Origin of the sequence: Pseudoalteromonas sp. Isolate6 (genome assembly GCF_022398435.1) — a bacterium.
Classification (GTDB): domain Bacteria; phylum Pseudomonadota; class Gammaproteobacteria; order Enterobacterales; family Alteromonadaceae; genus Pseudoalteromonas; species Pseudoalteromonas galatheae.
On sequence record NZ_JAKEVK010000128.1, the window covers coordinates 1 to 13,119 of the forward strand.

The following is a 13,119-nucleotide window of genomic DNA, read 5'->3' on the forward strand; positions in this document are numbered from 1 at the left end:
ATTATATTTTGTTTAAGGCATTTTCAAGCCAAGTGTATAAAAAAGCCCGTTGCTAAAACGGGCTTGGTCGTTGTGTCGTGATCGTTAGATTTTTGGATAACCTATTCTGTCAGATAGATATCCAACGCTTGAGGCAAAGTAATAAGATCTATTCCAGTTCATCAAGGCCTTGTAATTGTCATAAGCAAGGTACATACGGCCATTGGCGTCATCTGGCATTACTAATGCCGCAGTGATATTCACTTGAGGTAAGTCAGTGCCGTCCATTCTACGAAGACCAAGCGCTTGCCACTCTTGTAGTGAACGCTCTGACTTACGCCATTCACTAAGCCACTCTTTGTGTGACTTGGTGCCACGCCTTAAAATGTAGCTAGTGTCAAAACCTTCTGGAAGCTGTACTTGGCGACCCCAAGTAAGATCATCGTTCCAGCCCACACTTTTTAGATAGTTTGCAATTGAAGCAAACGCATCTTCTTGTGTGGTCCAGATGTCCTTACGACCATCTTTGTTATAATCAACTGCGTAAGAAGTGAATGACGTTGGCATAAATTGAGTTTGCCCCATCGCTCCCGCCCAAGAGCCTTTAAAGTCATCTAGGCCGATGTGGCCGTCTCTTAAAATATCCAGTGCAGCCCATAGCTGTCTTTTATACAAAGCTTCTCGACGACCATCAAAAGCGAGCGTTACCAAAGCGCTAATAACCGGGTAACCACCTTGAATGCGGCCAAAGTTACTTTCAAGGCCCCATAGGGCAACAATGAAGCGCGCCTGCACACCATACTCTTTTGCTATCTTTTCTAAAGATTCTTGGTGTTCTTTATAAAGTTTGCGAGCTTGTTTTACTTTCCACTCAGGAACGCGCTTTGGTAAGTAAGTCTCTAATGTCTCGACAATTTCTGGCTGGGTTTTATCTGCCTTAATTACCTTTTCCTTAAATACTGCCGTAGCAAAAGCGTCCTCAACTAATTTTTGCGAGTAACCCTTTTCAATTGCTTCTTGTTTCAGATTATTAAGATACTCATCAAACTTGGCTTGAGTGTTGGCGAAAACTGATGTGGACAAACAAACTGAGGCTACTAATAGGGAAATTTTTTTTATCACGAATCTGTTACTCCATTTTGCTTTTTAAACTCATCTAGCAAACTTTCTGTGTGAGGGGGAAGCTGCAAGTAAAAACCATCATCAGTTAACTTTTGCTTAACCGTATCAAGATCTGCAATACCCAACTTTGTTCTTCTAGCAAGATCAACCATCATGACGTAGACCGGCGTGCCAAAAGTTTCCATTAAAGGTGCAGGCACGTTGGAGAAATCATCTCTTTTGGTTACAAAAAGGTAGGTATCCGCTTTTTTTGGACTTTTGTATATGGCAGTGAGCATTATAAGCCTATAAATTCTTGCTAATCATTGGCGCTCACTATACCATGCTATTAGTAAGTTGTGGAAAGTTTTACTACCCTCTAAAGTCAGGTAAATAAGGCTTTAGCGGCGGTTGTAACAGAAATTTGAGTACATATGGCAAATCAAACATTCGAACTAAAAGGAAATCTATTTACACTCTCTGTACTACAGTTGTTTTCTTTAGATCTGACTAAGTTAAGACAAGATCTTGATAGCAAAATTTCGCAAGCACCTAAATTTTTTCAAGGGGCACCAATTGTGGTCAATTTAGCTGATGTTCAGGAGCAAACTGTAGAATTCAAAGAGTTAAAGCAAACACTGGTCGATTTACAGCTCAATCCAGTGGGTGTATGTAGCGGTACTCAAAGTCAGCACGACTTAGCCAAAGAAGCCGGGTTTTCTGTACTAAACTATTCAAGGGATGTGCAACCGAGTGCCCCATCGCAATCTCAAGCAGCTGAAGTAATAGAAAAACAAGTTTATCTTCCTGCTCAAATTGTGAACGGAACGGTACGTAGTGGTCAGCAAATATATGCTAAAGACCGCGATCTGATCGTGCTAGGTGCTGTAAGTCACGGTGCAGAAGTTATCGCAGATGGTAATGTGCACATTTACGGTACGTTGCGTGGTCGTGCAATCGCAGGTGCGCAAGGCCAAGAAGACACTAGTATATTCTGTCAACGCTTAGAAGCTGAGCTAGTGTCTATAAACGGGAGTTATTGGATCAGTGATTCACTGCAAGGTGAACACTGGGGTCAAGCTGCTCAAATAACACAACAAGACGAATCATTAAAAATTACAGCTTTGGTCAAAGGATAAATCAGATGGCAAAAATTATTGTCGTAACTTCAGGTAAAGGCGGTGTTGGTAAGACAACGTCAAGTGCAGCAATTGGTACTGGCTTAGCGCTAAAGGGTTATAAAACAGCCATTGTCGATTTTGATATTGGTCTTAGAAACCTTGACCTAATAATGGGATGCGAGCGTCGCGTGGTGTATGATTTTGTTAATGTCATCAACGGCGAAGCTAATCTAAATCAAGCGTTAATCAAAGATAAGCGTGTTGAGAAGCTGTATATACTTCCAGCTTCGCAAACTCGTGACAAAGATGCTCTTACTCGAGAAGGCGTTGAGCGTGTGTTAAATGAAATGAAAGAAGAATTTGATTTCATTATTTGCGACTCACCAGCTGGTATTGAAGCGGGTGCTATGATGGCTTTATACTTTGCAGATGAAGCAGTGGTTACTACTAACCCTGAGGTGTCATCTGTTCGTGACTCAGACCGCATTTTGGGGATTCTACAAAGTAAGTCCAAGCGTGCGGAAATGGGGCTAGAGCCGGTTAAAGAACACTTACTGCTGACACGTTATAATCCAGAGCGTGTAGACAGCGGTGAAATGTTGTCTGTAGACGATGTTAAAGAAATTCTAGCGATTGATTTACTGGGTGTAATACCTGAATCAAAAGCGGTACTCAATGCATCTAACTCAGGTCAGCCTGTTATATTAGACCAAGAGTCCGATGCTGGCCAAGCGTATAGCGATGCAATTAACCGCTTACTAGGTGAAGTCGTCGATTTCCGCTTCTTGCAAGTTGAGAAGAAAGGTATCTTCAAGCGGATCTTTGGAGGGTAAGGTGTCATTATTAGATTATTTCCGCTCTGAGAAAAAAAATAGCGCGTCGCTTGCAAAAGAGCGACTGCAGATCATCGTTGCTCATGAACGATCAAAGCGTGGTACGCCGGACTACTTACCACAACTCAAGCAAGACATTCTTGATGTTATTCGTAAGTATGTAAAGGTAGACTCGGATGCTGTCAACGTACAGTTTGAACAAAATGAAGATGATTTAGCAGTACTTGAGCTGAACGTCACTTTACCTGATGATGAAAAGTAAATTCGAATTTAAAAAGGGCTATGCGTAGGTAGCCCTTTTATTTGTTTAGCACCACCAGCTGTCTAATTTGTCCCCAATAAGCTGAGCTCTCCAGCCTAGAGCGAGGTCCGGCCTCATCAGCAACTGTTTTTCTTCTGGTGATTTTTTCCACGACCAGCTGATCACTTGGTTTATTTGTTTCTTTGAGGCAAACACATCAACCGGAATATTATTATCCTCTGCAACGTTAGCGACCACATGTTTGATATCCTTACAGGCTGCTTTATAACCTTTAAAGTCGATGAGTCTTCTTACGCGTTGTGGACAATTTTGTTCACTCACCTCTTTTGCTTTTTCTATACAGGCGAGAATTTCTTTACCTGAGCGATTGACTTCCATGGGCTCAACACCCGGAACATTGCGTAAACTACCCAGTGAGCTTGGACGACGTTTGGCAATCTCCACCATATTATGTTCTTTTAGCACAAAATTGAGTGCTAAGTTTTTTTTCTCTGCTTTGGCTCTGCGCCATGCTGCAAGTTCTTTCAGGGTGGCAAGATCTCTAGGCTTGAGCTGCCATACGTTTTTAACATCAAGGTAAAGAACTTCATCTGGCTGGCGGAAACTTCGCTTTTGAGCGAGCAATTCACTTTCTTGAAGCACTATGTTAAATAGCTGCTTTTCATTTACTCGCGTCTGAATAGTCTCAAAACATGGCAGTAAATGATATACATCGGAGGCGGCGTAATCTAATTGGCTCTGAGTTAGAGGGCGGCGTAACCAATCTGTTCTGGATTCACTTTTGTCAATGTCTACGTCTCTAAGTTGCTTCACCATATTAGCAAAACCAATACAACTACCCTCACCTAACAACTGTAAAGCAAACTGGGTATCGAATATTGGTGATGGGATAAAACCTGCGAACTTTAGAAATACTTCGATATCTTCCGAAGGAGAATGGAGTACTTTTAAAACACTAGTATCTGAAAATAATGTCCAAAGCCTACTAAAATCTATATCGGCTAATGGATCGATAAGAGCAAGGTGGTTACCATCAAAGATCTGTAATAGAGCAATTTCTGGGTATAGGGTGCGGCGACGCATGAATTCGGTGTCGACGGCGAGCACTTTGGCTTTCGAAATAGACAAGACAAATTCATCTAGTGCTGTTTGGCTTTCAATAACTTGATACTGCACTGTTACTCCCATGCAATTTACATAACTAGCCATATCACGCTAGTTATAAAAAAGCCGGCTAGTGCCGGCTCTATTTGTTATTCTTTTAACGCTCTACGCAGTATTTTACCAACATTAGTCTTTGGCAGTTCATCTCTAAACTCAACTAGCTTTGGTACTTTATAGTTCGTTAGATTATCTCGGCAATGTGCAATTATATCTTTTTCTGTTAAAGATGGGTCTTTTTTAACAATAAAAACTTTAACTTGCTCACCACTAACCTCATGTGGCACGCCAACCGCCGCAACTTCTAATACGCCTTCGTGCATAGCAACGACTTCTTCGATTTCATTAGGGAAAACGTTAAAGCCAGACACTAAGATCATGTCTTTTTTACGATCAACGATGTAGAAGAAACCGTCATCATCATAAGTAGCGATATCACCCGTTGCAAACCAGCCATCTTTTAAACATTCGGCAGTTGCGTCTGGGCGATTGTAGTAACCAGCCATCACTTGTGGGCCTTTAACACATAGTTCACCGGGTTCACCTTTAGGGGTTTCATTGCCATTGTCATCTATGATTTTAATATCAGTGCTTGGGGCCGGTAAACCAATAGAACCGTTGTAGGCTTCTAGATCGTGCGGACAGATAGTAACTAGCGGAGCACATTCTGTAAGGCCATAACCTTCCATCAGTTTTGATTTTGTGACTTTCTGCCAACGTTCAGCGACAGGGCGTTGTACAGCCATACCCCCGCCTAGAGACATTTTCAGGGTTGAAAAGTCGAGGTCGGCAAACCCCGGTGTGTTTAATAATCCATTAAATAATGTGTTTACACCTGTGATAGCGGTAAATGGAACCTTTGCTAGCTCTTTTACAAACGCAGGCATATCACGTGGATTGGTAATCAAAATATTGTGACCACCGTACTTCATAAAGGTTAGGCAGTTCGCTGTAAGTGCAAAAATATGGTAAAGCGGTAAGGCCGTAATAACGACTTCCTTTCCCTTATCTAACACTGTGTCTAAACAGCCTGAAACTTGTTCTAGGTTTGCTACCATATTGCCATGAGTTAGCATTGCGCCTTTAGATACGCCAGTTGTACCGCCAGTATATTGCAAGAAGGCAAGATCGCTCAGAGACACTTCTGGTTTACTGTATTTTGCGGGGTTTGCTGCAATTACTTGTTTGAAAGGGATTGTATTTTGCAGGCTGAAGTCCGGTACCATTTTCTTGAAGTGCTTAACAACGAAGTTAACTAAATGCTTCTTAAAGCCACCTAACATGTCACCAATCTCAGTGAGCACTACGTGTTTCACACTTGTCTTTGGTAATGCTTGCTCAAGGGTATGGGCAAAATTCGCAAGTATAAAGATAGCTTTTGACTCTGAGTCATTCAGCTGGTGCTCCAATTCGCGTACCGTGTACAGCGGGTTGACGTTTACAACGGTACAACCAGCACGCAGTACCCCTAAAATGGTAACAGGGGTTTGTAATAAGTTTGGCATCATGACTGCAACTTTATCGCCTCGGCCAAGCTTCAATTCGTTTTGTATATAACTAGCAACTGCTTTGGTTTTTTCATCAACTTGCTGATAAGTCAGTGTCTTACCCATATTGGTATAGGCCGGATACTGGGCATAATCTGCGAAACTTTTTTCAAATAATTCAAGCAATGAGTTGTAATGCTCTGGGTCGATAGTTTCAGGCATACCTTCTGGGTAGCGCTTAAGCCAGATTTTTTCCACTCTTAGCTCCTGTGTTCTCGTTATTTTTATATTCACCTTAAACCATAAACGATGTAAGGCACTTTAACAATTGAGCAAATACTCTAAAAGCGCCATATTCCCACAATATCTGAGGATTTACAATCTAGATGCTGTTGAAACGTGGGCTTTAATGCTCTTTGTGAACTTTTCGTTCCATGATTAGTTTATTCTTTACGCTCCTTGGGTTGTAAACGATGTTCTGTTGCTGTCTTGGTGCGCTTCAATTAGCTTATAGCAAATTTCTGGGTTTTCCATATGGCAATGGTGGCCGCCAGGCATTTTCTCAAGCTTAAGTGAGTCGAAACAGCCCTTAAATTGATTATATTGTCTGACAATCATGTCATATCCTTGTTCCGCTAAAACCAGTAAAGTTGGAACAGATATCCCGTTGAGTACTGATTTTGCTTGGGCGATGGAATATCTAAATCCAGAGTGATGCTTTAGCCGTGGGTCCAATCTAAGCTGCACGCCATCAGTATGCGACAGAGTATTTCTTGCCATAAGCATCGCTGCTATTTCTACAGAAATATCACTGACTTTACTGCGCAGTTGCGCAAGCGTATTTATATCAGGATAAACCCTTGGTTCAGATTGTTTTAATTTATCTCGAGAACTAAACGCATTAATGAGCTGGGTTTTGGTATCACTCTCTGAGGTGCTCACTATCCCTATGCCCTCAATTATAACCAAAGATAAACAACGTGTTGGATAACAACTAGCAAATAAGTTAGCTATCATTGCTCCCATAGAATGACCAACAATATGGCACGTTTGGATCTGTGCTAAATCTAAAAAACATTTCAGATCATAAACATAGTCTATAAAGTAATAAAAGGCATCCGTGCTTTTCCAATCTGATCGTCCGTGGCCGGGTAAGTCAAGCGCAATATGAGAATATTTTTCATTGCCAAATGACGCAAGCGGCACAAAACTGTTGCTGTTGTCTTGCCAACCATGAAGGTAGACCACAGTTTGATCCCCCTCTCCCCAGCTTTGGTAGGAGAATGGCCCGATTTTTTGTTCTTTTATCGCATCTATAGACATCGATTAATTCTTTTAGTGTTCATTGTATCATCATTGATTTATCATCTTACCGTGACATATTTGAACTTACTACTTTGATTTGTTGAAAATATTTTTAATTTGAACACAGCTACCTTTCGGGTATGCAAGTAGCGAGGTTCGAACAACAGGTTTCTATTTAGAAAAGTACACGGGAATAACAATGAAATTCAAAACTGGTCTTTTGGCCTCATTTGTTGGGTTAGTATTTGCGGATCCGACACTGGCTGCTCCAAAAAATATCATTTATATGATTGGCGACGGCATGGGCCCAGCTTATACCACTGCCTATCGTTATTTTAAAGATGACCCTTCCACGAAAGTGGTTGACCCAACGGTTTTCGACTCTATTTTGGTTGGTATGGCGCATACCTATCCAGACGACGACACGGTTGTAACAGACAGTGCTGCAGGTGCAACCGCTCTGAGTACAGGAACTAAAAGCTATAATGGCGCAATTGCGGTAGACACCCATAAAGAACATTTGGAAACGATGCTTGAAGTGGCGAAAAGAAAAGGTAAAACAACCGCGCTTGTTGCAACATCGCAAATCAACCATGCAACACCTGCAAGTTTCGCGTCTCATAATGAATCGCGTCGTAACTATGACGACATTGCCAATGATTACATCGACAATAAAATCGCAGGAAAACTACCCGTAGATCTTATGCTTGGTGGCGGCACTAAATACTTCATTCGTGAAGATAGAAACCTAGTTAATGAATTTAAAGACGCAGGTTATCAATACGTTGATGCTTTATCCAAGCTTGAAACGCTAAATAAAATTCCTGCTATGGGTCTGTTCGCAGAAGTAGGTCTGCCATTCGCAATTGATGAAGAGCCGCAGCGCCTAACTAAAATGACTAAAACGGCGCTATCATTATTGGAAAATCAAAATGATAAAGGCTTCTTCTTAATGATTGAAGGTAGTCAGATTGACTGGTGTGGACATGCTAATGATATCGCTTGTGCTATGCATGAAATGGACGACTTTGCAGAGTCAATTAAGCTGGCAAAGACTTTTGTTGATAACAACCCAGACACTATCTTGGTGATCACAGCAGATCACTCTACCGGTGGATTAACGCTTGGTGCGAATGGTCAGTATCGCTGGGAACGTGATGTGATCGCTAAAGTGAAAGGTTCAGCGGGCGAAATTGCAAAAGCACTTGCAAAGACAAAAGACGTTAAAGCAACATGGCAAGAGCTCACAGGTCTTGAGTATGACAGTGCGACTGAGCTAAAGGTAAAAGAAGCACTTTCACAGGGTCCGAAGGCGCTTAGCATTGTCGTTAAAGAGGCAATTAGTGATGCATCTTTCACTGGTTGGACAACGGGTGGTCACACCGCTATCGATGTACAAGTGTTTGCCCATGGTAAAGGTAAAGAAGCGTTCATTGGCTCGCAAAACAATACCGCAATTGCGGATAAACTGATTGGATTTATTAAAAAGTAGAAATCTTCATCTACTATTTCAAACAAAGAAGGTCAGCATTTGCTGACCTTCTTTGTTTTATAGTTTTGGATGAGATAATATACCAATTAGCCTTAATACTTGCTCAATTTGAAGGAGCAAATCTGACGCTAACGGCGTTAAAAATTTCTCATTTAGAACAACTAAATAGCAAAATTTTTGTCATGCCTACATGGATGCAGGTACCTTAGCGATAGCAGGACGCGGTAGCGGTGTATCGACAAGATTTTCTTGCCTCAAAATAGACCACTTAATTAAGTGAATTGGTATTACGCGTAAACAGAAACGCCAATCATACTTTTTATCTCATCTCGTCTTGCTTCCGTTGCAATTGCTTTGTATTCACTAATTGCCTGTCCAGTACGAAAGTTAGGGCGGTCGTAGATAGTCGAACGTTGCTGCGACTGGAACTGCTCCACCAACGCAATGCCCTTTTCACTGGTTTTGATCTGTGCGGTATTGAGCTTCGCCGTATTTCCGTCTTCAATAGCAGGGCTCACGGCCTTTTTAGGCTGTGGCTTTACTTGGTAAGTACCAGCTTGTTGAATGATTGAATTTAGTTTCACGTTCTAGCTCAATAAATACGATATGCTTGTATAAAAATACGCCTTTATTCTCGACCTGGCAACTTTTTCCACGTCACAGTATCCCTCACATATTGCGGCTGGGCGTCAGCCGCATCCACAGATAAGCCTTGTGTGAAACTATCGTCGGCTATAAACAGCATGTAATAAGCGTCTGGTAATGTGATATTGTCAATGATTTCGCAGTCAAGCTGTGTAGCAAGCTCTGAGAATGCTTGCCATCCTGTACCAACACCTGCCGCACCACTCGATGTAAAGTCGATATTTTCAGGCGTAATAACTGTTTCTTCGGTGCTTGGTTGAATAACACCACAAGTTTCCCCGTTGTATTGGCATAGGTAGATCTCACCCATACGTGCATCTATTGCCGACACTACGCTGGACTTGCCTGCTTCCATGTATGCCTGTTGCGCCATCGCCTGCAAAGTTGAAACACCAACCAACTTAAGACCTGAAGAATATGCTAAGCCTTGCGCAACTGCTGTACTTATTCTCACCCCTGTAAAGCTGCCAGGCCCACGTCCAAATACAATGCCATCCAGCTCACTAAGAGTGATATCGGCTTCGCGTAAGATACGTTCAACTAAGGGAAGTATCTTTTGACTATGCTGCTGTGGGCAAACCTCGAAGTGGCGAATAAACTTGCCTTCATAGTGCAATGCAATACTGAGTGCTTCGGTGGAGGCATCTATGGCCAACAGGTTATTTTTCATTTTTATCAATATTCTCTAAAAATCGAATTGCCTTGTTTAAGTCTCTCGTGCGAGACATATCAGGCAAACTACTTAAAAACGTCTGGCCGTATTTTCTCGTAACTAAGCGATTATCGCAAATAATCAGTACACCTTTATCGTTAGCATCACGAATTAATCGCCCAACCCCCTGTTTCAGCGCGATTACAGCTTGGGGGAGTTGTATTGCATCAAAGGGTTCTAATCCACGCATTTCAGCGTCGCGCATACGAGCTTGCAACAAAGGGTCATCTGGTGAAGCAAATGGTAGCTTATCAATGACAACACAACTCAAAGTGTCACCTCTCACATCCACGCCCTCCCAAAAGGAGGCTGTACCAAGTAGTACGGCGTTTCCATGCCGAATAAATTGTTCGAGTATTATCCGTTTAGATGCTTGCCCTTGCATAAAAATGGGATATTGCAGCGCCGTATTCAGTCCTTCGTAGACTAAATGCATCGCGCGATAACTGGTAAAGAGTAAAAATGTACGCCCTTTTGCCGCTTCAATCACTTGCTTTGCAAGCTTTACCAGCGCATGTGGCATTAGGTCGTCACGGGTCTCTGGTAGATAGCGTGGCAGGCATAACAAGGCTTGTTGCTTATAGTCAAATGGGCTCTCAACAATAAATTGTGAGGTCGGTTTGAGCCCTAGGCTACGACTGAAGTGCTCGAGGGAATTATCGACGGATAAGGTGGCGGAGGTAAATACAAAGCTTGCCTCAGTGGTTTTGACAATTTGTGCAAACTTACTTGATACATCAAGCGGCGTGATATGAATAGATAAAAAGCGTCTTGTGGTTTCGAACCAGTAACTAAATCCGGTTTGGCTGGTATCAAAGGCACGTTCAAACTGGCTTTTAAAGGTCATGACCTTTTCAAATGGGTGTTCTATTTTTTCACTTCTATCCAGACAAAGTTTGAGTACTTTATAGAGAAAGTCTAAGTTAGCTATCACTCGATGCATGGCATCGCAAATCGGTTTATTCGCCAGCGCTTCACGCCAATCACCACGAGCACCATCGCCACCAAATACCAAACGCAAATCGGCGACACTGGTTTCCAATTTATTGAGTGTTTTGCCAAGTTGTAACATATCTGGAATATCAGCGCGGTAGATCACCCTCAAATCGTTAATAAGCGCCTGCAAAGCTTTAGTGCTGATAGTCTCACCAAAGTAGTCACTGGCAATTTCCGGTAATTGATGTGCTTCATCGAAGATATAGCTATCCGCGGTTGGCATTAGCTCTGCAAAGCCTAAATCTTTTACGGCCATATCGGCAAAAAATAAATGATGGTTGATCACCACAACATCGGCATCGACTGCCTTTAATCTTGCCTTTCGGATATAACAGTCTTCGTAGTCTGGGCACTCTTTCCCTAAACAGTTATCTGCAGTTGAAGTAACGTAGGGTAATACCTTTGCGTCTTCTTCGATACCAACACAGTCGGCTAAGTCTCCACTGTGTGTTTCAGAAGCGAACTTTGCAACCATAGCAAGTTGGTGCATAACATCTGGGTCGTCGGTTGGCACATGGCTCAAATGCTGTGACAAGCGATAAGGGCAAAGGTAATTGGCTCTACCTTTTAGCAAAGTGACTTTTTTACCACTGCCAAGCACCTTTTTTAGGGTCGGCACGTCACGATGGAATAATTGCTCTTGCAAGGCCTTAGAGCCGGTAGAGACGATGACTTTACCTTTAGACTGAAAGGCAGGAATGAGATAAGCAAATGTTTTCCCCGTCCCTGTTCCTGCTTCGGCGATGCATTGTCCACCATTTTGTATAGTTTCTTCTACCGCAATTGCCATATCAATTTGGGGCTGCCTTGGTTGATAGCCCGGGAAATGCTGGGCTAAAGGCCCCGTAGAAGAGAAAGTCGTAGATACAGCCAAAGTAATGTAGTTTACAAACAGACAGGTCGCGAAATTGTATGTGGCTAAGCATCAAATCGCAACCGCTGTTTGGCAATAACTGAGAGTGGATACCAATTGAATTAATTATCTAATCAATTTGAAGGGTGAAATAGCATATTAGCTTCGTTAAAAACTTTTCATTTAGAACAACTAAATAGCAAAATTTTTGCCTAGCTACTAAAGCTATTTCCCCGCTTCGAAATAGATCATTTACTTAATACAACTGGTATTACCTGTTAAGTTGTCGTTTAATCTTGATCATACCCACCCCACAAATAGTGAGATATACGAGATATAAAGCGATGCGGTTAGTCCAAGTAGATTCTGGCGAAGGCATGACAACACGCAAGTAATCATTCAAAACCAACATACCGACGCCGACAATGATTGCTGTCAATTGAAAGTGGCGGTGATTGGCTGAAGAAATGGTAAACAAGGAAACTAGGAGTAGTACAAGGCTTGAGTAAAATGCTAAGACAGCCATACTACCAGGTACAACACTCGGGGCTAATGCTAGCACAGACAGACCTACAACAAAGTAACCTATGAGATTCTTCACTGATTTATTTAATATATTATTTCTCCCTAAATAAACGACCAGTTTGACTGGAAAATTATATCCTAAGAGGTTTATTGTAAGGAGCTTCTCGAATATAAAGTGGGTGAGCCGAGCTTGCGCTTTCAATCAGGCTAATCAAAGGTTTGTTTAATATGGTACTGCCACAGTTAATAGGTTGTTCGCTATTCAGGCCCATGTATCTAGATTCTCACCCTTATGTTCTTCGTGAGATTTTTCCTCCTCATCCTCTTCATCTTCACTTTCTTTAATTTTTTCATGCTCAGCAGCTTGGCGTTTAAGTTCGACATCTGTTTTGAGGTCTTTCTTAATTTTTTCAATCTTATAGTGCTGTACACCAGCTACATGAAATGCAGACTTATGTGCGACATCAAGTCTTACGATAGGGGCTAAAAAGGGTTTGAATGCATCCATATGATCCTCCACTAACCTGCTGTTGATATTGCTTATTATCGGCTGTTATAAGCTATTCTTTAATTTGCGTTAAAAAATGATTGCCAAGTAGAACAAAATTATGTTTATCTATAAATGAACTTTTTGAACAGCAGATATA

The 13,119-nt window shown here is 41.9% G+C and carries 14 protein-coding genes; 4 read left to right on the forward strand and 10 right to left on the reverse strand.

The window, feature by feature from the left end; genetic code table 11:
- Positions 1-84 precede the first annotated feature (84 nt).
- The gene (locus L1D50_RS15655) at positions 85-1,101 is read right to left on the reverse strand and encodes a lytic murein transglycosylase (RefSeq protein ID WP_128727124.1); all 1,017 of its coding nucleotides are present in this window, start codon (positions 1,099-1,101) and stop codon (positions 85-87) included.
- A complete protein-coding gene (locus L1D50_RS15660; RefSeq protein WP_128727123.1) occupies positions 1,098-1,379 on the reverse strand; it encodes a YcgL domain-containing protein in 282 nt (93 codons plus the stop codon). The genes L1D50_RS15655 and L1D50_RS15660 overlap by 4 nt, the downstream gene beginning before the upstream one ends.
- 135 nt (positions 1,380-1,514) lie before the next feature.
- Between L1D50_RS15660 and minC the strand changes: the two genes are divergently transcribed.
- From minC to minE, 3 genes are read left to right on the forward strand one after another with little or no spacing between them, the layout of a single operon-like run.
- The gene (gene minC / locus L1D50_RS15665; RefSeq protein ID WP_128727122.1) at positions 1,515-2,219 is read left to right on the forward strand and encodes a septum site-determining protein MinC; all 705 of its coding nucleotides are present in this window, start codon (positions 1,515-1,517) and stop codon (positions 2,217-2,219) included.
- A 5-nt stretch (positions 2,220-2,224) separates the two neighbouring features.
- Positions 2,225-3,034 carry a septum site-determining protein MinD gene (gene minD / locus L1D50_RS15670; protein ID WP_095727585.1) on the forward strand — a complete coding sequence of 270 codons (810 nt, stop codon included), beginning with the start codon at positions 2,225-2,227 and terminating at the stop codon, positions 3,032-3,034.
- Position 3,035: 1 nt separating this feature from the next.
- Positions 3,036-3,296, forward strand: a complete 261-nt coding sequence (minE, locus tag L1D50_RS15675) for a cell division topological specificity factor MinE (protein ID WP_010372964.1) — start codon at positions 3,036-3,038, stop codon at positions 3,294-3,296.
- Positions 3,297-3,341: 45 nt separating this feature from the next.
- On the opposite strand, the gene rnd is transcribed toward minE, so the two are convergent.
- The 3 genes from rnd to L1D50_RS15690 form a co-directional block, all read right to left on the reverse strand.
- Positions 3,342-4,472, reverse strand: coding sequence for a ribonuclease D (gene rnd, locus L1D50_RS15680; RefSeq protein ID WP_128727121.1), 1,131 nt, complete (start codon positions 4,470-4,472; stop codon positions 3,342-3,344).
- A 77-nt stretch (positions 4,473-4,549) separates the two neighbouring features.
- The gene (gene fadD / locus L1D50_RS15685; RefSeq protein WP_128727120.1) at positions 4,550-6,202 is read right to left on the reverse strand and encodes a long-chain-fatty-acid--CoA ligase FadD; all 1,653 of its coding nucleotides are present in this window, start codon (positions 6,200-6,202) and stop codon (positions 4,550-4,552) included.
- Between the two features lie 192 nt (positions 6,203-6,394).
- Positions 6,395-7,267, reverse strand: a complete 873-nt coding sequence (locus tag L1D50_RS15690; RefSeq protein ID WP_138524226.1) for an alpha/beta hydrolase — start codon at positions 7,265-7,267, stop codon at positions 6,395-6,397.
- A 181-nt stretch (positions 7,268-7,448) separates the two neighbouring features.
- Here L1D50_RS15690 and L1D50_RS15695 point away from each other — a divergent pair, with 181 nt between their 5' ends.
- The gene (locus L1D50_RS15695) at positions 7,449-8,741 is read left to right on the forward strand and encodes an alkaline phosphatase (RefSeq protein WP_138524227.1); all 1,293 of its coding nucleotides are present in this window, start codon (positions 7,449-7,451) and stop codon (positions 8,739-8,741) included.
- Between the two features lie 287 nt (positions 8,742-9,028).
- Here the strand turns inward: L1D50_RS15695 and L1D50_RS15700 are convergent, their stop codons facing one another.
- From L1D50_RS15700 to L1D50_RS15720, 5 genes are all read right to left on the reverse strand, one after another.
- A complete protein-coding gene (locus L1D50_RS15700) occupies positions 9,029-9,325 on the reverse strand; it encodes a hypothetical protein (RefSeq protein WP_128727117.1) in 297 nt (98 codons plus the stop codon).
- Between the two features lie 44 nt (positions 9,326-9,369).
- Positions 9,370-10,056, reverse strand: a complete 687-nt coding sequence (gene tsaB / locus L1D50_RS15705; protein WP_128727116.1) for a tRNA (adenosine(37)-N6)-threonylcarbamoyltransferase complex dimerization subunit type 1 TsaB — start codon at positions 10,054-10,056, stop codon at positions 9,370-9,372.
- Positions 10,046-11,884 (reverse strand): ATP-dependent DNA helicase, encoded by a 1,839-nt coding sequence (locus L1D50_RS15710; RefSeq protein WP_128727115.1) that lies wholly within the window; start codon positions 11,882-11,884, stop codon positions 10,046-10,048. Before L1D50_RS15710 ends, tsaB begins: the two co-directional genes overlap by 11 nt.
- Positions 11,885-12,218: 334 nt before the next feature.
- Positions 12,219-12,548: a hypothetical protein gene (locus L1D50_RS15715; RefSeq protein WP_239966369.1), complete on the reverse strand. Its 330-nt coding sequence runs from the start codon at positions 12,546-12,548 to the stop codon at positions 12,219-12,221.
- A gap of 186 nt (positions 12,549-12,734) precedes the next feature.
- Positions 12,735-12,980 carry a hypothetical protein gene (locus L1D50_RS15720; RefSeq protein WP_128727113.1) on the reverse strand — a complete coding sequence of 82 codons (246 nt, stop codon included), beginning with the start codon at positions 12,978-12,980 and terminating at the stop codon, positions 12,735-12,737.
- Positions 12,981-13,119: the final 139 nt, after the last annotated feature.